This window comes from Dyella sp. RRB7 (assembly GCF_022761115.1).
Taxonomy (GTDB): domain Bacteria; phylum Pseudomonadota; class Gammaproteobacteria; order Xanthomonadales; family Rhodanobacteraceae; genus Dyella.
In genome coordinates this window covers 512,608-532,361 of the sequence record NZ_JAKWJS010000002.1, presented here as the reverse complement: position 1 = coordinate 532,361, position 19,754 = coordinate 512,608, and the positions used below count along the sequence as shown (strand labels likewise).

Annotated in this window: 7 protein-coding genes; all 7 read right to left on the bottom strand. The window is 68.7% G+C overall.

Going from position 1 to position 19,754, the window contains the following annotated elements; translation table 11 throughout:
• Positions 1-5 precede the first annotated feature (5 nt).
• Positions 6-1,115: a glycosyltransferase gene (locus MJ606_RS18400; protein WP_243049116.1), complete on the bottom strand. Its 1,110-nt coding sequence runs from the start codon at positions 1,113-1,115 to the stop codon at positions 6-8.
• Positions 1,112-2,467 carry a phenylacetate--CoA ligase family protein gene (locus MJ606_RS08620; RefSeq protein WP_243049115.1) on the bottom strand — a complete coding sequence of 452 codons (1,356 nt, stop codon included), beginning with the start codon at positions 2,465-2,467 and terminating at the stop codon, positions 1,112-1,114. Before MJ606_RS08620 ends, MJ606_RS18400 begins: the two co-directional genes overlap by 4 nt.
• A gap of 66 nt (positions 2,468-2,533) precedes the next feature.
• The gene (locus tag MJ606_RS08615) at positions 2,534-3,799 is read right to left on the bottom strand and encodes an O-antigen ligase family protein (protein WP_243049114.1); all 1,266 of its coding nucleotides are present in this window, start codon (positions 3,797-3,799) and stop codon (positions 2,534-2,536) included.
• On the bottom strand, positions 3,787-4,896 hold the full coding sequence (locus MJ606_RS08610; protein WP_243049113.1) for a polysaccharide deacetylase family protein: 1,110 nt from the start codon (positions 4,894-4,896) through the stop codon (positions 3,787-3,789). The genes MJ606_RS08615 and MJ606_RS08610 overlap by 13 nt, the downstream gene beginning before the upstream one ends.
• The gene (locus tag MJ606_RS08605; protein ID WP_243049112.1) at positions 4,890-6,020 is read right to left on the bottom strand and encodes a glycosyltransferase family 2 protein; all 1,131 of its coding nucleotides are present in this window, start codon (positions 6,018-6,020) and stop codon (positions 4,890-4,892) included. The genes MJ606_RS08610 and MJ606_RS08605 overlap by 7 nt, the downstream gene beginning before the upstream one ends.
• A 30-nt stretch (positions 6,021-6,050) precedes the next feature.
• On the bottom strand, positions 6,051-12,482 hold the full coding sequence (locus MJ606_RS08600; RefSeq protein ID WP_243049111.1) for a non-ribosomal peptide synthetase: 6,432 nt from the start codon (positions 12,480-12,482) through the stop codon (positions 6,051-6,053).
• Positions 12,479-19,729: a polyketide synthase gene (locus MJ606_RS08595; protein WP_243049110.1), complete on the bottom strand. Its 7,251-nt coding sequence runs from the start codon at positions 19,727-19,729 to the stop codon at positions 12,479-12,481. Before MJ606_RS08595 ends, MJ606_RS08600 begins: the two co-directional genes overlap by 4 nt.
• Positions 19,730-19,754: the final 25 nt, after the last annotated feature.

Sequence of the window (19,754 nt, the reverse complement as noted above, 5' to 3'; positions counted from 1 at the left end):
ATCGGTCAATCCATGGCGCCACGGTAGAGCAGGGCGTAGCGCCGGGCCATCGTTTCCAGCGAGCCGTAGGCTTCCACCCATTCGCGCGCGGCGCGGCCACAGGCGCTGGCCTGCTGCGGTTCGCGCAACAGCGCGAGCATCGCTTCCGCCAGCGCCTGCGGGTCCCCCGGTGGTACCAGCCGCCCGGTGTGCCCGTCGTGCACGATCTCGGCGTTGCCGCCGACATCGGTGGCGACGATGGGCAAGGCCACCGCGCAGGCTTCCAGCAGGGCCATGGAGTAGCCCTCGCTGAGCGAGGACAGCACGAACAGGTCCAGTCCCTGCAGCAGTTCGTGGACATCGGTGCGGTCGCCCAGGAAGTACACGCTGTCGCGCACGCCCTCCTGCGCCGCGCACTGCTGCAACGGGGCGCGCAGCTCGCCATCGCCGATCAGCACCAGTGCGGTGTCGGCGCGCTGCGCATGCAGCTGGCGGAACGCGCGGATCAGTCCCACCTGGTCCTTGGCCCAGTTGAGCCGGCCGACGTTGCCGATCAGCGTGTGGTGCGGGTCGAGCCCGAGCAGCCCGTGCAGGCGCTGGCGCATCGCCGCCGAGGCGGGCGCAAAGCTATCCACCGCGATGCCGTTGGGCACCACGGCGGCCATCGGCAGCGGCACGATGCCCTGCGATACGGCATCGCGCCGCGCCGCCTCGCAGACGGCGACCACTGTGTCGGTGCGCGCCAGCGCGCGACGGTACAGCCATTCGCGCCGTCCCGTGCGTTGGGTCATGCCCATGCCATGGCGCGTGTTGATCACGCAACGCACGCCCAGCTGGATACTGGCCAGTACCGCCAGGTAGTGCGCCACGGCGTTATGCGTATGCAGCACCTCGGTATCGTGCCGCCGGATCAGCCGGCGTGCCTGCACCAGCGCACGCAGGTCCATGCCACGCCGCTTGTGGCAGCCCGTCACCGGTATCCCCAGCGCATCCAGTTCATGCGCCTGCGAGCCGGGCTCGAACAAACAGATCACCTGGCAACGGTGGCCTTGCCGGTGCTGCAGCTTCACCAGCTCCAGCACCATGCGTTCGAGCCCGCCGCGGTTGAGGTTCTCGACGACGTGGGTGATGTTCACGAAGACAGTTCCGAAATGGTGAGGCGCGTCTTGCCGCTGCGGGTGAGCGGAATGTCATCCACCAGCTGGCAATGCAGCTCGATGCCGTCGCCGAGCGCCTTGTGTATTTCGTGGCGGATGTGCGTGAGCGAGTCGTCGCTGAAGCCCTTGCCCCGCGCCACCGTGAGATCGAGCCGGTCGAGCCGGCGTTGCACCAGTTGGAAACCGGTGACGCCTTCGACATGGCACAACAGGTAGGGAAAGAATTCGCCGGGCAGGGCGCGGCCATCCGGCGTGCGGATGATGTCGAGCACGCGGCCGTCCACGTGGCTCAGCAACGGCAGGCCACGGCCGCATGGGCAACGGGACGTCCCCGCGGTGGCCATGTCGCCGTTGGCATAGCGCAGCAGGGGCATGCCGTAGTTGGACAGGTCGGTGATGACCACCTCGCCGGTACGCTCGTTGGCCAGGTGGTAGTCGGGCTTGGCCAGTTCGATCACCAGATGATCGATGTTCATGTGCAGGCCATGGTGATGCTCGCATTCGGAGGCGATCAGCATGACTTCGCGGCAGCCGTAGGTGTTGTACGCCACGCAGCCGAAGGCGCGCTCGATGAGCTCGCGCTGGAAGTCGTGCAGCACCTCGGCGCAGCACAGCACGGCCTGCGGCCGGAACACCCGCCGGCCATGGTCGACCAGCCATTCGGCGAGCCGCACCAGCGCCCCGACATAGCCCACCAGGATGGTGGGGCGATAGTCGTCCACCGCCTGCGCGTACTCGGCCATGTTCGCTTCGCTCATGTGGAAGCTGTTGACCATGCGGCGGGCGAAGGCGGCGTTGAACAACCGGTCCTTCCATCGTTGTTTCCATGGTGGCTGGCCGAGCGCGCCCCATAGGTACATGGTGCGCCGGCCCATGCGCGAGCCGGCCCAGCCGTAGCCGCGCCACATCACGGCCTGGCGGCGGTCGTTGCTTTCGCGGGTATAGCCCAGGCGCAACGGTTCGCCGGTGGTGCCGCCGGTGACCTTGTAGAGCAAGCGGTCGCGCCAGGAGTCGGCTTTCAGGGCCTCGTAGTGCTCGCGCATGTCGGCGCGCGTCAGCAGCGGCAGCCGCGCATAGTCGTCGAGGTTGCGGATATCGTCGGGCGTCACGCCCAATGCGCGCCACTGAGTGCGGTAGTAGGGCACTTCGCGATAGCAGTGCTCCAGCAACCGCTTCAGCTGCGCCCATTGCAGCGCGGCGAGCTGCTCGGGCGCCAGCCACTGGTTGCGCTCGTAGTCGGCCAGCCACGACAGTGTGCGCCGCCGGCGCAGCCCGCTTTCGTAGGCGGGATACAACACGCGGCGAAACGCTTGTTCGTACCAGTCATGCATGGTCTTGGCCTCCGTGGGCACGACGGCGTACCCGCACGAGATGATCGGCGCTGGCGCGTGCCGGGTTCATCCGACCGTCCTCAACAGCACGGCCACCAGCACGTACAGCCCGGCGATGCTGCCCATGGCCGCCGGCACCCAGCGCCAGCCGCCGTTGCCCAGGCTGAAGCCCGGCAGCCACGGCAGGCGTTGACGCAAGCCGATGTAGTAGCCCACCACCATGGCAAGGATCAGGTAGAGCACCACCATGTAGCTGCGGCTGAGGAAGAACGCGCAGGCGAACATGCCGCACATCGACAGCAGCAGGGTGAGCGTCAACGGACGTTCGGCCTGCCACAGCGCAAACTGCTCCGGCTCGGTGGCGGCATCGGGCTTGCGGCGCAGCACGACGATCATCATCCATAGGCTGTAGCCGACGAAGGCCAGCCACAGCACATAGCCGATGAAACCGGTTTCGGCCAGCACCAGCACCAGCGAGTTGTGCGCGGTGAGGTCGTTGTAATCGGTGAAATTGCCCGCGCCCACGCCGAACACCGGATGCGACTTGAACAGATCGAGGCCGGTATACCAGGCATCGACGCGGCCATTGGCCGACTCCTCCCCTGCGTCCAGTTCCTGCATGCGCGAGGACAGCAGCTTCATGCAGCCCAGCCCGATCGCGCCGAGCACGCCGGCGGTGACGATGCCCCGGCGATGCCATACATAGATGCCCGCAACGACCAGGATGGCGAGCAGGGAGCCGCGGGAATTGGTGAGGTAGATGCCGTACAGCAGGAGCAGTGCGCAGGCAGGCCAGAACAGGCGGCCGGGCACGCCGCCGTAACGACTGAGGAACAGCGCCATCGGCACCGTGGCCACGAACAGCATGCCCAGGTCGTTGGGGTCGTTGAAGATGCCGATGTACTGGATGCGTCCGTCCTCGCCCACCCGTATGCCGGTCCAGCCCACGCCGGTCCTGGCTTGCTGGATGCCATGCAAGGCCAGCACGGTGGCGCAGATCACCATGACCCCCATGGTGACGGTGACGCGACGGCGACGGGTGCATGCCGTGGCCAGGATGAAGAAGGCGGCCACCGTGGGGCCGAATTTCTCCAACTGCGCCAGCGCACCGCCGGACCAGCCGTTGACCACCTGGGAGACCATCACCACCAGCAGGAACACCGCCAGGATGAGGAACTGCGGCGCGGCGAACGTGCGGTCGCGGGAAAACAGCCAGCAGACGAAGGCGAGGCCAAGCGTGACCGGCAGCACCGGCACGCCCAGCAGCGCCGGCATGTATTCCTGCGGCCGGACGATGGTGAGCACCACGTAGAGCAGGATCAGTGGGAACATGCGGGCGATTCACCTTGTCCGTTCAAGTGCTCGGGCGTGGGGTAGCTCATCAGGTTCGGCATGGTGAGCATGGCGTCGAACCAGCCCTTGCCCATGTTGCGTTCCACCGCCAGGCGATACAGCGCGTAGCGATTCGATGCCGGTTGCGGGTTGGTGCCGCTGATGTAGCTGCATGCCAGTGCATAGCCCGCATCGCGGGTGACATCGATCACGCGCTGGTCGAATGCGCGACCGCTGCCGACCGGGTAGGACATCAGCAGCGGCGCCACGCCCAGTTCGCGCTCCAGCGCTTCCTTCGACTGGCGAATCTCGGCCTCCAGCTCGGCCTGCGGCAGCTTGGACAGCATCCAGTGATGCACGCCGTGCGAGCCGATCTCCAGGCCGGCCGCGTGCATCTCGCGCAACTGGTCCCAGGTCATCGGCCGGCAGTCGGGCGGCGCGACGTCCGAGGGCATGTCCCATTCGTGTTCCAGCCGCTCGATCATCGCGGCCTGGTCGAGCGCGCCCAGTTCCTTCATGCGGTACAGCACGTCCACCGCGATCGCGCGGCGGCCGTTGCGGTCGGCGGGCAGCGCCACGTCCAGGCCCAGCTCCGGCAGCGACAGGCGCGTGGCCGGGGACAGCAGGACCATGTGCACCAGCCAGTCATAGGCATACGGGCGGCCGCTGTCGATGTGCCCGGTGGACACGAAGAACGTGGCCGGCACGCCCAGTTCGCGCAGGATCGGAAACACCACGTGATAGTTGTCGTCGTAGCCGTCGTCGAAAGTCACCACCACCGCGTCGGCCGGTAGTTCGCGGCCTTCGTCGATCGCGGCGGCCACGTCGCTCAGGCGCATCGGGTGAAAGCGCTGCTTGAGCAGCAGCATCTGCTCGCGGAACTGCTCCGGCGGCGTGCTGATCAGTCCGAGGTCGAACTCGTAGCTGGCCGGATCGGGCAATGGCAGCACGCGGTGGTACGCCAGCACGCGCAGGTCCCGGCGCCACCACGAGCGCACGCGCTGCAGCGAATGCAGCAGGCCGCTGCTGTAGCACAGCTGGCCGAGTTGTCCACGCAGGCCGACGGCCCTGCCGCTGTCTTCCAGGTGCGTCACCATGGCGGCGTTCCCTGTTTACGGGCGTAGGCCACCAGGGCCTGCGCGGAAAAGAGGTTGAGGTAGTAGAACGTGAGCGCCAGGCGCACCGGCAGCCAGCGGGAGAACACCGGTTGCACCGAACCCACCGCGGCCAATGCCAGCACGCCCACCAGCAGCGCAAAGGTCAGCAGGCAATCCAGGTGGTGCCGCGCCAGCACCGAGGCGGTGAGCGCCAGCACCAGCAACAGCCAGGGCGCCGCCAGGCGCAGCAGCTTGTGGCTCACGAAGCGCAGCCACAGTGGATTGCCGCGCGGCGACAACAGCCACGGCGCCAGCTGGATCAGCTGGCAATGGCCGAGCAGGCTCTGCATGCGGCGTTCGCGATCCTGCTCGGGATGCTGCACCAGGCGATCCCACGCCAGCGCCCGCGGCTCGAAGACCACGCGCCGCCCGGCGGCGGCCACGCGCATGGGAATCAGCACATCCTCCAGCACCGTATCGGACGGCAGCGGCTCGAACAGTTCGCGGCGCATGGCGTACAGCGCGCTGCTCACGCTGACGGTCGAGCCCGACTGGCTCTCGGCCAGGCGCAGCGCCTTCTCGTAGCGCCAATAGGTATCGATGCCCTGGGCGAAACTCGTATGGTTGTCGGTGAACAACAGCTCGCCGCTGGCGATGCCGACGTGGGGGTCGGCCAGGTTGGCCACCAGTTCGCGCAGCGCGATGGGAGCCAGCGTCTGGCGCGCATCGGTGAACAGCAGCACGTCGCCACGCGCATCGGCCACGGCGCCATTGAGGCAGGCCGACTTGCCCCGCGGCACGGGGTATTCCAGCACGCGCACGCGCCGGTCATGAAAGCGGCGGGCCAGCCGGGGCGTGCCGTCGCGACAGCCATCGCAGGCAACGATGATCTCCATGCGCTCGCGCGGATAGTTGAGCGTGCTCAGGTTGGCCAGCTTGGCCTGGATATGCAGTGCGTTGTCGCGCGCCACCATGATCACGCTGACCGTCGGCACCGTGTTCTGCTTGTGGATGGCCTGCGGGCGCCAGCGCGCCAGCAGCCATACCCCGGCGGGGTAGCCTGCGAAGGTGTAGAGCAGCAGCCACCCCGACGCTAGGAACACGGCGTAGACCAGTGAAGTCATATCGGCTTCCCCCAAACCGATGCGTTCATGTCAGCGTCGTCCGAACAGATGGCGCAGGCGTTGCCCCAGCGGCGTCGGTCGCTCGGTCTGCGCGGGCGCTGCGCCGGGCAGCTCCGCCGCCAGCGTGCCGAGCGTGCCGTTGGCGATATCCAGCAGGTTCAGCCGCACGCCGGTATCGCGCTGCACGCGCGCCGCCATTTCCACGGCCAGCAGCGAATGGCCGCCGATGTCGAAGAAATTGTCGCTGGTGCGCACCTGGGTGAGATGCAGCAGCTCACACCACAGCGCGGCGAGCCGCTGCTCGCCCGGTGTCCTGGGTTGTACGGCAAGCGCGGCCAGATCGTCGGTGTGCGCACCCGGCAGCGGCAGCGCGGCAACATCCACATGGCCATCGGCCAGCAGGGGCAGCGATTCCAGCAGGACCAGATGCCGCGGCATTTCATGCGCGGCCAGGGTGCGCCCCAGTGCCGTGCGCAGTGCATCGCGATCGAGCGCGGCGCCTGGCGCCGCCACCACATAGGCATCCACCTGCATGTCGCCGGCGGCATCCGCGCGCGACATCGTAATGGCCTGGGCAACGCCGGGCTGGTTGCGCAGTAGCGCTTCCACCGAAGCGGGCGTGACCTCGTGGCCGTTCACGCGCACGCGGCGGTCGAGGCGGCCCAGCGCCTGCACCTGGCCATCGGCAAGCCAGCGGCCACGGTAGCCCGTGGCGCGAAGGGCCGGCGCACCGGTGACGGACACGCTGCGGACCGGCGTCGCCGTCGCGCGCTGGCCGAAAGGCGTGCTCAGCGTTTGGCCATCCAGATGGATCTCGCCGATGGCACCGATCGGGCACGGGCGCTGCTGGGCATCGAGTATCCACGCCGTGGTGGCGGCGAGCGGACGGCCGTGATGCAGGCCATCGGCGGGACGATCGATGCGGCCGAAGGTAGCGACGAAGGCGCTGTCGTCCGCGCCGAACAGGCTCCACAGCCCGGCGCAGCGCGATGCCAGCCGGGCCGCGAGTTCCGGCGTCGGTGCGTCGCCGGCGCAGATCGCCTTGAGCTGTGGGTCGCCGCTCCAGCTGGCGGCCAGCAGCGCGCGCCACGCGGCAGGCGGGGCGAACATCACGTTGGTACGGGTGGCCTGCATCAGGCTGGCGAGCAACTCGCCATCGCTGGCGTGATGCAGGCTGGCGAGCACGAAGGTGGCGCCCGTGCACAAGGGCAACAGGTGTTCGACGATGGCCAGGCCGGTGTCGGCCGGCGCCATGCCCAATACGCGATCGCTGGCCGTGAGGTCGAGTGCGCCGCGCAGATCATCCAGCAGCCGCGCCAGTGCGCCATGGCTGATGGCGGCGCCTTGCGGCCGGCCGTCGCCCCCGGGCACGTATACCACCAGCGCGGCGCTGTCGGGCGGGCGTGATTCCGCCGTGCCGCGCTGGCTGGAGGCGGCGATGATCTCGCTGGTATCCGCATCGAGCCACAGGGCCTTCGCGCGCGGCCAGCCCAGCGAAGCCTCCAGCGCGGCATCGCCGACCAGGAGACCGATGCCGGCGTCGGCGATCAGGTCCTGCAATCGTGCCGGCGGATCATCGGGATCGAGCAGCACCACCGTGCTACCGGTCTTGAGCGCGCCCAGCATGGCGGCGAGGCGGCCGATGCCGGGGGCGGTGCAAAGTCCCAGCACGCTGCCATGGCCTACACCGCGTTGGCGCAGGCAGGCCGCCATGCGGTTGCTGCGGGCGTCCAGGTCGGCATAGGTGGTATTCCAGCCGCCGACGGCGAGTGCCGCCTGCGTGGGTGCGCGATCGGCCTGCGCCTCGAATTGCGTCACGACATCGCCTGGCGCGGCGGCGGCCGAAGGCTCCGCGGTGTTCCAGCGGGCGATCTGCGCCAGCTCGTCGGCGCTGGCCGAGTTCAGCGTCTGGATCGATTGCGTGGGGTCGGCGCAGACGCGCGCCATCAGTGCGAGATAGCGGTCGCGCTGCAGGCGCGCGGTGTCGGCATGCAGGATGTCGGCGTTGTAGGTGACGCCGCCGAGCATGCCCTTGGTGTTCTCCAGGAACCACAGGCCCAGGTCTTCCGTGGCGCCGCTCTGGAACAGCAGGATCTGCTCGTGGCTGAGGCCACCCCAGTCGACCACGCGCTGGCGCGCATCCTGGAACGAGAACAGCGCCTGGTACAGCACCGCACCGTTGCCGTGGCCGGTGCGCAGTTCGCGCAGCAGGTATTCCAGTGGCACATCGGGATGGCCGAAGCTTTCGATGGCCGCATCTTTCACCTGGCGCACGAAGTCGATGAAGCGCAGCGAGGGATCGACCGTCACATGCAGCGGCAGCAGGTTGTTGAAATAACCCATCACCGATTCGACCTCGGTCTGGTTGCGCGCACGCACCGGCGTGCCGACTACCAGATGGCGTTGGCCCGACATGCCGCTGAGCAGGACGTAATAGAGCGCCAGCAAGGCCATGTTGAGCGTGGCGTCGGCCTGGCGCGCCACCTCGTGCATGGCGTCGGTGGTTTCCCTGGACACATGGATCCATTCGGTACGGCCCACGCCCGACATGCCCGGACGACGCGGCGCGTCGGTGGGCAGGGCATCCGTTTCCTGCGCGCGGGCCAGCCGTTCGCGCCAGTAGCCAAGCTGGGCCTGGAACGGTTCGCTCTCCAGCCATTGCGCGTGCCACGCGGCAAAATCGCCATAGCTCACCGGCAACGGTGCCAGCGGCGAGGGCTTGCCCTCGGCGAACGCCTTGTAGAGCTGCGACAGCTCGGCATACAGGATGTCGAACGACCAGCCGTCCCAGATGATGTGGTGCGGCATGAAGAAGAACACATGCTCGTCATCGGCCAGGCGGAACATGCGCGCGCTGAACAGCGGCGCGCGGGTCAGCTCGAACGGCGTGTCGGTCAGCGCCTGCAGGCGTTGCATCAACACCTGCTCGCGCTGGTCGGCCGGCAGCGCGGACAGGTCCTCGGCGGGGAACAGGGTCAGCGCGACATCCTCCACCACCTGCTCGACATCGGTGCCGTTGTGGCGGAACGCGGTGCGCAGGATCGGCTGCCGCCGCATCAGTTCCTGCATGGCCTGCTCGAACGCGGCTTCGTGCAGCGGGCCGCGCAGGCGATGCGCGGATGGCGCGTTGTAGGTGACGCGCCCGGGTTGCAGTTCGTCCAGCGCCCACAGCCGGCGCTGCATCAGCGATAGCGGCGCGCGGCCTTGTTCCGGGCGCGGCAGGATCGGGGGCGCCGCCACCGCCTTGCCGCTGGCCCGCAGCTCGTCGACGGTAGCGGCGAGGCTGGCGATGGTGGGGGCATCGAACAGCGTGCGGAACGACAAGGTGATGTCGAACTCGCGATTGAGGCGCGCGGTGAGCTGGGCCGCCAGCAGCGAATGACCGCCCAGCGCGAAGAAATTGTCGCGCACGTCCAGTTCGGGCAGCGCCAGCACGGTTTCCATCGCGGCCGCCACGCGGCGCTCGGTGTCGGTTTGCGGCGCCTGTCGTTCGCGGTTCGCCGTCACCGAATGCACCGGCGGCGGTGGCAGCGACTTGCGGTCGATCTTGCCGTTGGGCAGCAGCGGAATGGCCTCCAGCGCCATCATGTGCTGCGGCAGCATGTAGTCGGGCAAGCGCTGGCGCAGCCGCGGGCACAGTTCCGTCTCTTCGATCGCGGCGCCTTCACTGGGCACCACATAGGCCACCAGGCGCACGTCGCCGGGACGATCCTCGCGCGCCACCACCACCGCGCGCGCCACTTCGGGCAGCTCGGCCAGCGCGGTTTCTATTTCGCCCAGCTCGATGCGATAGCCGCGGATCTTCACCTGGAAATCCAGCCGGCCGCGATGTTCCAGCAGGCCATTGGCCAGCCAGCGGCCGCGATCGCCGGTGCGATACATGCGAGCCTGCGCATGGCCGGCGAAGGGATCGGCCAGGAAACGCTCGGCGTTGAGTTCGGGCCGGTTGAGGTAGCCCAGCGTGACGCCGTCGCCACCGATGTAGATCTCGCCGGGCATGCCCAGCGGGCAGGGCGCGCCGAGTTCGTCGAGGATGTGCACCGTGGTATTGGCGATGGGGCGACCGATCGAGATGCCCGCGCGCGGATGGCTCACCCGCCACAGCGTCGACCACACGGTGGTCTCGGTGGGGCCATAGGCATTCCACAGTTCGCCGCAGCGTTCGAGCAACGTCTCGGCCAGGTCCAGCGGCAGCGGCTCGCCGCCGGCGATGGCCTTGAAACCGGCGTGGCCGGGCCAGCCCGATTCCAGCAGGATGCGCCAGCCGGCCGGCGTGGCCTGCATCATGGTGGCGCCGCTGTGTTCCACCAGGCGGCGCATGGCCGCGCCGTCGCGCACATCGTCGTAGCTGGCGATGGCGATGGCGGCGCCCACGCTGAGCGGCAGCATCAGTTCCAGGAAGGCGATGTCGAAGGACAGCGTGGTCACCGCGACCAGCCGATCGTCCTCGCCGATGCCCGGCTCGCGCTGCATGCTGCTGAGGAAATTGGCGGTGGCGCGATGCGGCACGCGCACGCCCTTGGGCTTGCCGGTCGAGCCGGAGGTATAGATAAGGTAGGCCACGGATTCCGGCGTGGCCGCCTTCTCGTCGCGTGGCAGTCGCGCGGGGCTGGCCGCTTCAATGGCCTGGGCGTCGCGCGCAAGCGACAGGATCTGCGCAGCGGGAAACGCGAAGGCGGTGGATGCCGCATCGTCCACGATCAACGCGGCGAGCGAGGCATCCTCCGCCATGAAGGCGAGCCGTTCGGACGGGAAACCGGGATCGAGCGGGACATAGCCGGCGCCGGTCTTCAGCACCGCCAGCAGCGCGGCCACCATGTCTGCGCTACGCGCGAGCGATAGTCCCACCAGGCTGCCACGTGCCACGCCGCGCTCACGCAATACGTGCGCGATGCGATTGGCGCGCGCCTCCAGCTGGGCGTAGCTCCATGGCGTGGGGCCGGTGCTGATGGCGGTGCGCGAAGGCGCGCGATCCACCTGCTGCTCGAAATATTCGTGCGCGAGTTGCTGCGCCGGATAGCCCGTGCGTGGCGGCTGCAGGGCCTGCAGGGCTTGCAGCGCGGCATCGGAAACCAGGCCCAGCGCGCCACCGGCCAGCTCGGGCGTGGCCGCGGCGTGGCGCAGCAGCGTGGCATAGGCATCGAGCCACGCGGCGATGGTGGCCTGATCGAACAGGTCGCTGTTGTACTGGCATTCCAGGCGCACGCCGCCGTTGACCTGCACGGCATTGACGAACAGCTCGAAATTCTCGAACGCGCGCGGGTTGCCCGCGAATTCGAAGGCGAGCCCGGGGAAACTCACGCTGCGCTCGTCCAGTGCCTGATCCAGATTGAACAGCACGCTGACCAGCGGCAGCCGGCCCGGATCGCGCGGCAACGCGAGGCGCGCCAGCAGGCTGCCCAAGGTGTACTGCTGGTAGTCGAAGGCATCGAGCAGGTCGGCGCGCACCTGCTTGAGGCTGTCCGAGAACGTTGCGGCAGGATCGATCGCCACGCGCAGCGGCAATACGTTGACGCAATGACCCACCAGGGTGTCGAGCCCGCCGGCGGCCTGTCCCGCGGAAGGGATGCCGATCACCACGTCGTCCTGTCCGCTGAGCCGTTGCAGCAGCAGGCCGAACGCGCTGAGCAAGGTGGCGTACAGGCTGGCGCCTCGCTGGGCGCCCATGCGCTTGATGTCGGCGATCAGCGCGGCGTCGAGCGCAAGGTCCTCGCGGCGCGAGGTGAAAGTGCGCTGGCGCGGGCGCGGGTGATCCGTGGGCAGGTCGAGCGATGGCGTGGCGTCGCTGAAGCGCTTGAGCCAATAGGCTTCCGCCTCGCGACCCTCGCCGCTCTGCGCATGCGCGGCCTCGGCCAGCGCATAGTCGCCAAACAGGCTGGCGGGTGCCGGTTCACTGCCGATGCCGAGCTGGCTGGCATAAAGCGCGGCCAGGTCGCGCACGATCACGCCGAACGACCAGCCATCGCACACGATGTGGTGCGCGGTGAACACCAGCAGGTGATCCTGCGCGCCCAGGCGCAACAGCTCGGCGCGCACCAGCGGGCCGTTTTCCAGGTCGAACGGGATGGTGACGGCGCGCTGCAGCGTGGCGGCGATCCCGGCGTCCCGCGTCGCCGCGTCGAGCGCCGAAAGATCGCGCAGCGGGCAGGGCAGTTCCTGCTGCGCGGCGATGTATAGCTCTTCGCCCTCGTTGCCCAGCGTGGCGCGCAACGCTTCATGGCGCTCCAGCAGCTGTTGCAGGGCAGCCTGCAGCGCCGGCACGTCCAGCGTGCCCTTGAGGCGCAACGAGACCGACTCGTTGTAGGCGAGCGAGGCGGCAGGCTCCAGCGTGGAGGCCAGCCACACTTCCCGCTGGGGCGCGGTGGCGGGCACCACGCGCGCCAGTGCCGCACCGGCGAATGGATCGTAGTCGACCGCGACCGGGGCGATGTTCGGTGCGGGCGTGGTGTTGTTGGGGCTCATGCGTTGACCCTCATGAACTTGCCGGGCGCGTCGGGATTGGGCACGAACCACGCCGGGTTGCCGTCCTGGTCCTTGCCCAGGCGCGCGCCCATCACCGGCGGTCGGCTGGCGTCGAGCACCAGTGCCTCGACATTCTTGTGGCGCGGCAGGAATTCGGCCTCCTGCATTTCCAGCACGGATTCCTTGAAGGCCTTGGCGATGGCCACGAAATCCTGCTCGCTATGCGCGGTGGTGAAGAAGCAGGGGAAGTTGTCCAGCACATGGATGCCGCGGCTGCGCATCATGGCGAACAGCAGATCCTGCAACGGGTGATCCTCGGTGAAGTTGGTCTTCCACACCGAGGCGAAGTGCACCAGCTTGATCGGCGCGCCCACGCCGGCGCAGAACGCATTGAGTTCGTCCATCAGCAGGCCGGTGCGCGCGTTGAGGCGTTCCTGCAGCGCGGCGCCGTTGCTCTTGAGGTGGTCGAGCACCGCGTGCGCCGCCGCCAGGGCCAGCGGATGGCGTACGAAGGTGCCGGCGAAATAGGTGACGCCCACGGTCGGTATCGAGGCATCGCCGTACTGCCAGCCGCCACCGTCGAGCGCATCCATGTAGCGGCGCTTGCCGGCGATCACGCCGATCGGGAAGCCGCCGCCGACCACCTTGCCGTAGGAGGCGAGGTCCGCATCGATGCCGAGCACGGCCTGCGCGCCACGCGGATGCGAGCGGAAGCCGGTCACCACTTCATCGAAGATCAATAAGGCACCGGCATCGGCGGTGATGGCGCGCAGCTCCTTGAGGAAGTCGCGTGGCTGGAAGTCCGGCCGGCGGCTCTGCACCGGCTCCACCAGCACTGCCGCGATGCTGGACGCGCGCTCGCGGATGATCGCCAGCGACTCGGGCGTGCCGTAGTCCAGCACCAGCACGTTCTCGGCGGTATTGCGCAGGATGCCCGGCGCGGCGGGCACCGAGCGCAGCTTCTTGGTGCCGCGCACGATCACCTCGTCGAAGATGCCGTGGTACGAGCCGGTGAAGATCACCAGCGTGTCGCGCCCGGTGACCGTGCGCGCGATGCGCACCGTTCCCATCACCGCCTCGGAGCCGGTGTTGCACAGCGCCGCGCGGTCGAAGCCGGTGAGCTCGCAGATCTGCTCGGCCACTTCGCCGGCCAGCGGATGCTGGGGGCCGATCTCGTAACCGGCGTCGAGCTGGCGGCGCACCGCGTCGAGCACGAAGTCCGGCTGCCAGCCGAACAGGTTCATGCCGAAGCCATTGAGCGCATCGACGTATTCGTTGCCGTCCAGGTCCCACACCTTGGAGCCCTTGGAGCGGTTCACCACGATCTGGTAGATCATTTCCTTCAGCAGCGGGCGGAAGCCGTTGACCACGCGCGGATCGGCCAGGTGGTCGCGATGGCGCTGCGTGTACTCCTTGGAGGCACGCGTGCGATCGATGTAGCGGCGCATGAATGCTTCCAGGCGCGCGCGCTGGCGCTCGGTCAGCTCGGTCTGGGTGGAGTGGATGCGGGCGATCGCGCCAAAGGCTTTCTTGACGTCGTAGGTGGTGTGCGCCAGCGAGGACTCTTCATCCTGGGCGGGCGGCTGGCTGGCGGCGACCGGTGCCGCAGGTAACGGGGCAGCGACGGTGGCCGCGGGCTGGATGGTCGCGGCGGCCGCCACCGGCGCGGCGCTCGCGGCACCGGCCAGCAAGGCCAGTTGCTGCTGCATGATCAACATCTGCTGTTGGATGACGTCCTGCACCAGGTTGCCGCTGGCGCTGGCCTGGATGCCGGAGGCAACCGGCGCGGCGATGGCGGGAGCGGCCGCGACGGCGGACGCCGTGGCGGGCGTGGCCGGTGCCGTGGCATCCGGCGGCAGAAGCTGGTCGATGTGCATGGCGAGGCGCTCGAACGAGGAAAACGACTCCATCAGTTCGCGGAAAGTGATCTTCAGCGCGAAGGTTTTCTGCAGTTGCAGCGCGACCTGGGTCAGGGCGAGCGAGTCGAGGCCGAGCTCGACGAAACCCGCAGTCGGGTCGGCGCCTTGCAGCTCGGTGCCGGCCACGTCCTCGAACAGCTCGGTGAGCTGGGCCAGCAGGCGGGGGTAGCGCGCCGAGCCGGCATTCGCGCCGGGGAGATTGGCATCCATGGAACTCTCCACAAGAGGGGCAGACGGTGGGGTGAAAGGCGGGACGACAAGGGTCGGCGCGGGCGCCGCGACGGGCGATGCAACGGCCGCGGCCTGGGGCAGGGCGGCGTCGATCCAGTGGCGCTTGCGTTCGAACGGATAGGTCGGCAGCCGCACGCGCTGGCGGCGCTGGCGATGATCAAGCGCGTCGACGGCAATGGCGACGCCGGCACACCACAGCTGGCCTGCCGCATCCAGCCACGCCGCGCGCTCGTTGTGCGGGGCATCGGCGAGCGAGGGCACCACGATCCGGCCACGGCACTGCGGGTGCTGGCGCGCAAGCGTGGTGAGCGCGCTGCGCGGCCCCACTTCCAGCAGCACGGAGGATGCGTTTTCCAGCTGGCTCAACAAGGCCGTGGAGAAGCGCACCGTGCCACGCAGATGGCGTGTCCAGTAATCCACCGACCTGGCCTGGTCATGGGCAAGCAGCGCGCCGGTGAGCGTCGATACGATGGGGATGACCGGGGTCGACAGCGTGATGCGCGCGACCTCTGCGCGGAACGGTTCCAACGCGGGATCCATCATGGCCGAGTGGAAGGCGTGCGAGGTCTGCAGCAGGCGACAGGCTACGCCATCGCGTTCAAGCGCAACGCGGAACGCTTCGACATCGGCGCTGGCTCCGCTCACCACGCTGGCGTTGGGCGAGTTCTCGGCAGCCAGTTGCAGCGTCTCGGGCAGGCGCGCGGCGAGCGAAGCGGCATCCAGGCGAACCGACAGCATCGCGCCCGGCGGCAAGGCCTGCATCAGGCGGCCACGACGCGCCACCAGCCGTGCGCCATCGGCAAGGCTCATGACGCCGGCCAGCACCGCCGCGACGAACTCGCCCACGCTGTGGCCGATCATCGCCTGCGGCTGGAGGCCCATGGCCATCCACAGTTTCGCCAAGGCGTACTCGATGGCGAAGGTGGCGGGCTGGGTCAGCGAGGTTTCGCGCAGCGCATCCGCATCATCGGCAAACAGGCGTTCGCGCAGGTCGAAGCCGAGTTCGCTATGCAATAGCTTGGCGCATTCGTCGATGGCGTGGCGGAACGCCGGCTCGCCGGCATGCAACTCGCGTCCCATGCCGGCGTATTGCGAGCCCTGGCCCGGAAACAGGAACACCACGCCCGGCGCCGGGTTCGCGGCACTGCGTGCGTTGGCCGCACCGACGGCGCGCAACCGTTCGACGGCGTCCTCGGTATTGGCCGCCACCACGCACAGGCGTTGGGCGAACGCCTTGCGTCCGATTGCCAGCGTGTGCGCCACGTCGGCCAGGTTCTGCTGCGGATGCGCGGCGAGGTGCGCAGCCAGTCGCGAGGCGGCCTCACCGACGGCGTTCGCCGAGCGCGCGGAGAGCAGCAGCAGCTGCGGGCCGCTGGCCTGCCCGGAAGGCTCGCACGCCGGGGCTTCTTCCAGGATCACGTGCGCATTGGTGCCGCCCACGCCGAACGAGCTGACGCCAGCGCGCAGCGGGCCGCCCTGCGCCTGCCAGCTGCGCAGGCTGTCGTTGACCACGAACGGTGAGTTGGCGAAATCGATCTTGGGGTTGGTGGCGCGCAGGTGCAGCGAGGGCGGCAAGGTGCGCTCGCGGAGGGAAAGCGCCGTCTTGATCACGCTGGTGGCACCGGCGGCCATCACCAGGTGGCCCACGTTGCTCTTGACCGAGCCGATGGCGCAGAACGCGCGCTCGTCGGTGCTCTGGCGGAAGGCGGCCGTGAGCCCTTCGATCTCGATGGGGTCGCCCAGCGGCGTGGCGGTGCCGTGCGTTTCCACATAGGAGATCGAGCGTGCTTCCACGCCGGCGTCGGCCAGGGCCATGGCGATCACCGCCGCCTGGCCCGCGCTGCTGGGCGCGGTGAAACTGGCCTTGATGCCGCCGTCGTTGTTCACCGCGATGCCGCGAATGACGGCATGGATGGTGTCACCATCGCGTTGCGCATCGGAGAGCCGCTTGAGCAGCACCACGGCGGCGCCATCGCTGAACACGGTGCCCTGCGCGTCCGCATCGAAGCTGCGCGTGTGGCCGTCCGGCGACAGCATGGAGCCTTCCTGCGAAAGATAACCGCTGCGTGGCGGGCAGGTGATCGAGGAACCACCGGCCAGCGCCATGTCGCACTGGCCCGCGCGCAACGCGGCGACGGCCTGGCAGATCGCCACCAGCGAGGTGGAGCAGGCGGTGTTCATGCTGATCGCCGGCCCGGTGAGGTTGAGCTTGTGGGCGACGCGGGTGGTCAGGTAGTCCTTCTCGTTGGCCAGCATCACCTGGAACGCACCGAGCTTGTCGATGAGGTCGGGGCGGGTGCTGAGCTGGCGCTGGAAGTAGGTGGCGTTGTGCATGCCGCCGAACACACCGACAGGCCCCGCGTGCGCATCCGGCACATAGCCGCCGCGCTCCATGCACTCCCAGCACAGCTCCAGGAAGATGCGTTGCTGCGGATCGGTCAGCTCCGCCTCGCGCGGCGACATGCCGAAGAAGGCGGCATCGAAATCTTCCACGCCATCGATCACGCCGCGTGCGGCGACATAGGCAGGGTCGTTGCGATCGGCTGCCGGTACCGCGGGGTCGAGCTGGTCGGCGCTGAAATAGGTGATCGACTCGCGGCCTGCACGGAGATTGTCCCAGAACGTCTCCACGTCGCCGGCGCCGGGAAAACGCCCGGCCATGGCGATGATGGCGATGGACTCGCCCTGGTCGCCCTGCCGCCCGTGCGCCATGCGCGAGGCGAGTGCCGAGCGGGTGCTGCGTCCCTCGATCAGCGCTGCCAGCGCGGCCGGCGTCGGGTCGCCGAAGAAGGCGGGAATGGTGGGCGTGCTCGACAACTCGGCATGGATGCGCGCCACCGTGCGTACCGCCAGCAGCGAATGGCCGCCGAGGTCGAAGAAGTTGTCCAGGCGCCCGACCTGGTCCAGGCCAAGCATGCCGGCGAACAAGTCGCACAGTTTCTGTTCCAGCGGACCCGCCGCGGGCGCATAGGCATCGGCCAGCTCGGGACGGCGCCCATCGGGGGCGGGCAGGGCGCGGCGGTCGAGCTTGCCGTTCGGCGTGACCGGCAACGCTTCGAGGCGCAGGTAGATCGCTGGCACCATGAACTCGGGCAGCGCCTTGGCCAGCTGTTCGCGCAACTGGCGGGCCGTGAGCGCCGCATCGTCGGCCACGTAGTATGCCACCAGGCGTTTCTGCCCCGGCTGGTCCTCGCGCGCCAGCACCGCGCCGGCGCGCACGCCGGGCTGGCGCTGCAGCGCCGCTTCGATCTCGCCCAGCTCGATGCGGAAACCGCGAATCTTCACCTGATGATCGGTACGGCCGATAAACTCCACCACGCCTTCGGGCAGCCAGCGCACCAGGTCGCCGGTGCGATACAGGCGATCGCCGGGCGCGCCGAACGGATCGGGCACGAAGCGCTCGGCGGTCAGCACCGGTTGGCCGAGATAGCCGCGTGCCAGGCCCGCGCCACCGATATACAGCTCACCCGCCACGCCCACCGGCACATGTTCGCCATGCGCGTTGAGCACGTGCAGCGTGGTGTTGGGAATGGGACGGCCGATCGGCACCGAGTGCGCCTGCGCATCGAGCGTGCGCGGGATCGCGTAGGTGGCGGAAAAGGTGGTGCATTCGGTGGGGCCGTAGCCGTTGATGATGGTGACATCGGGCAGGGCGGCATAGGCCTTGCGCACATGCGCCACCGACAGCGCCTCGCCGCCGATCAGCAACTGGCGCAAGCCTTCCAGCCGGCTGGCGTCGTCATCGACGATGGCGTTGAACAGCGCCGCGGTGAGCCAGGCGATGCGCGCTTCGTAGCGCTGGATGGTGCGTGCCAATCCGCAACCGGTGGGAATGTGCTCGCCGTGGATGATGCAGGTGCCGCCATTGAGCAGCGCGCCCCAGATCTCCAGCGTCGAAGCGTCGAAGCCGAGCGGCGCGGCATGCAGCACGCGCGGCGCGTCGCCAAACGCCACGTAGTCCACCTCGCGCACTAGCCGGATGATCGCGCGATGCATGATCTGCGCGCCCTTGGGCGTGCCGGTGGAGCCGGAGGTGTACATCACATAGGCCAGCGCGCTGCCATCCAGCGAAGGCAGCGAGGACGGCGGCGTGGCGGCCTGCAGCTGCTCAAGCGGCAGCATGGGCATGCTGATGCCCGCCAGCGCAGGTGCCTGTGCGGGAGCGATCACCAGCGCCGCGCGCGCATCGTTGAGGGTAAAGGCGAGCCGTTCCGCGGGATGGCTGGCATCGAGCGGCAGATAGGCCGCGCCGGCCTTGAGGATGCCCAGCATGGCGATGATCGCCGTCGCCGAGCGATCCAGCAGCAGGCCGACGGTATCGCCGGCCTTGACCCCGGCGGCGGCGAGTCCGGCCGCTACGCGATCGGCCTGCGCGTCGAGTTCGTCATAGCGCAGCGAGGCTTCGCTCGATGCCACGGCGATGCGCGCGGCATAGCGCCTGGCGGTGCTGGCAAACAGGCCGTGCACGGTGTCGCCCGGATGGCGCGGCACGGCCGTGTCATTCCAGCTGTGCAGCAGCTGCTGGCGTTCGGCGGGATCGATGAGGTCGATCTTCCCCAGCGACACCTCCTCCGACGAGGAAAGCGCGGCCAGCGCGTGCTGCACGCAGCGGGCAAACAGCGTCGCACTCTCGCCATGGAACGGCGACTGCAGCGCTCCGTGCAGGCGCGATGTCGCAAGATCCAGGCGCCACCGGCTGGCGGCACTTGCATCGAAGGCGGGAAGACTGCCGGCGTCGATGGCATGCCAGGCGGCATGGACCGTCGGCGCCTCCGCACAGGCCAGGGCAAGCGCCACGGTATCCAGCCATGCATGCTGGCCGAGCTCGCGAGGCACATCGATGGTTGCCTGGTGCGCCACGCCGTGCATCGTCACCGTCGCGATGACGCTATCGGCGCCAGTCAGGCGGGATTCGGCCAGCGCCAGCGCGCCGCACAGCAACACCACCGGGGCCACGGTCGTCGCATTCACCGCGACCGCGATGTCACACGCTTCCCTGCTACTTGCGGCCGTGGCGCCGGGCCGGCGCGGCAATACGTCGAACAGGCCCGTGGCGGTCGCTCCGGCATTCCCGATTTCGCTGCTGTTCGCATTCATGGCGTTCACTGCATGGGGTTCGGCC